Annotated in this window: 1 protein-coding gene; it reads right to left on the bottom strand. The window is 29.7% G+C overall.

Going from position 1 to position 1954, the window contains the following annotated elements; translation table 11 throughout:
• Positions 1-787: 787 nt before the first annotated feature.
• On the bottom strand, positions 788-1792 hold the full coding sequence (locus KA824_RS09245) for a protein rep (protein WP_129406976.1): 1005 nt from the start codon (positions 1790-1792) through the stop codon (positions 788-790).
• Positions 1793-1954: the final 162 nt, after the last annotated feature.

Below are 1954 nucleotides of genomic sequence, written 5' to 3' on the forward strand. Positions count from 1 at the left end.
ATGCGTGTTCTTTTCTTGTCTACCCAGTAGACAAAGTAGACCCAACTGTTATTGCTTTACAGGTCTATTTTTCGTCGTTATAATCTAGTTAAATCCCGTAAGGGCGCACTTATGCGTTCTAAAAAGAACGCGTAAAAAACCATAATCGACCTTCGTCGATTTTTATCTTAGTTTTAAGGAATCGGCGTTGTGGCGCAGATATAAAAATTAATACTGCACGAACTAGAATCGACGTTGTAGCGTAGATATAAAAATTAATACTACATAGAAATTTAACTAAGATTTAAGCTACTAGTTTTTTGCTAGTAGCTTTTTTTATTTTCTTAATTTTTAAATGCCTTTATTTTGAATTTTAAGGGGGTATTTAGAGCAAACTCTATATTTATATATTTTTATACCTGTATATTTATATATGTTTCTTAAAACGCAAATATGAGCAAAATAAGGGTACATCTTTCTGACATTTAACTTGTATTCAAAAGACATATTACTTAAGTTGCTAAAGTCATTTTAAATACAATCACTTGTACTTTTTAAACATAAGCCAGAAAAACGATATAGCTCTTTTATATATTTTTCTAATTTGATTGGAACTCCCTAAAATTTATATAACTTAAAAAGTTAAATTGTTTATCTCATTTTTTGTACATAACCAGTGGCGAATTTTTCAGACACTGCCCATTTACATGCAAATTAAAATTTTCAAGGTAAAACTGGTCAACCATGCCGGTTGAACGCTATAGTTCCTGCAGGGGCAAAAATACATAAAAAAACGCTAGCTTTTAAGCTAACGTTTCAAATCTTTTAAGTAATAATTTTGTTTTTCAAAATTCCAAATTGCAGTAATTGAATGTGCTTTTTCTTCTTCATCTGTCGTTTTATCTTCGTCGCTTGTATTAATCAAATTGCCATCTTCGGCATCGTCTAAATTTAAAATTTTATGTTTTTGTTTAAGCAAACCACCATAACTCAACATACGTTTTCGGTATAAACCTTTTTCTAAATCATTTACGATTTCTTGATTTTTTTCATCATCATCAGTTAAAAAATCAGATGACTTAACCGAGTATTTTGAAGTTTCTTTGATTGCTGCTTGAATATCTTTATCGCCTTTTTGGTTTGGTTTGATCGCTTTAATATTTGCTACTGGTCGATAATTAACTTGTAATGCTTTTTGCCATAAATCGACCCATTCCGTCTGCGTAATATAATTTTCTTTTTTTCTAAAATACGCATTTTCAACGCATAACAAAACGTGCATATGTTGATTATAACTACCGTCATTTTTATTAACTGTTACTTCAGTTGAGCGTAAAAATCCTACCAAATTCTTTTTAACTTTTGTATACATCTTTAATTTATTAAAAGCCTTAGACATATGCTTTAAACTTTGTTCTAAATGGTCACCGTCTATTGCATTTTTAGTCGATAAAGTAAGAAATAACCAACGAGCAGTTGGCTTTTCTTTAACCACTTCTTCAATCACTTTTTGAGCTTGATAACTATTTTTCATAGCACGCCTCCAATTACAAACTGGACACAATTTTGATTTACAAAACCATGTCTTATGTAACTTCAAATAACCTTCATCAGTAGGCTTGAACTCTAAGACGTTACCACATTGTTTTACGTTAAAAGCCTTTTTAATTTTTAAGATTTCTAGTATATCTGCATAACTTACATTATCTATCTTCTTTTCTCTCCATGGGCGTTGTTTCCCACTTTTCGTCATATCTTTTAATGTTTTATTATCTTGATTTTCGTCTATACATTTAGTAGTATTATATTGCATATAAAAAGACCTCCAGTATTGATTTAAGCGTCGTAACTTAATCATATTACTGGAGCTTTTTTATGTCAATTTTTTCTTTCACGCACAAAAATACATAAAAATACTGTCATATCAACGATAAAACGACTTTTAATATCTTTGAGTTATTTCTATATAGTATCA

Origin of the sequence: Staphylococcus sp. GDY8P198P, from assembly GCF_017891615.1 — a bacterium.
Lineage (GTDB): Bacteria > Bacillota > Bacilli > Staphylococcales > Staphylococcaceae > Staphylococcus > Staphylococcus cohnii.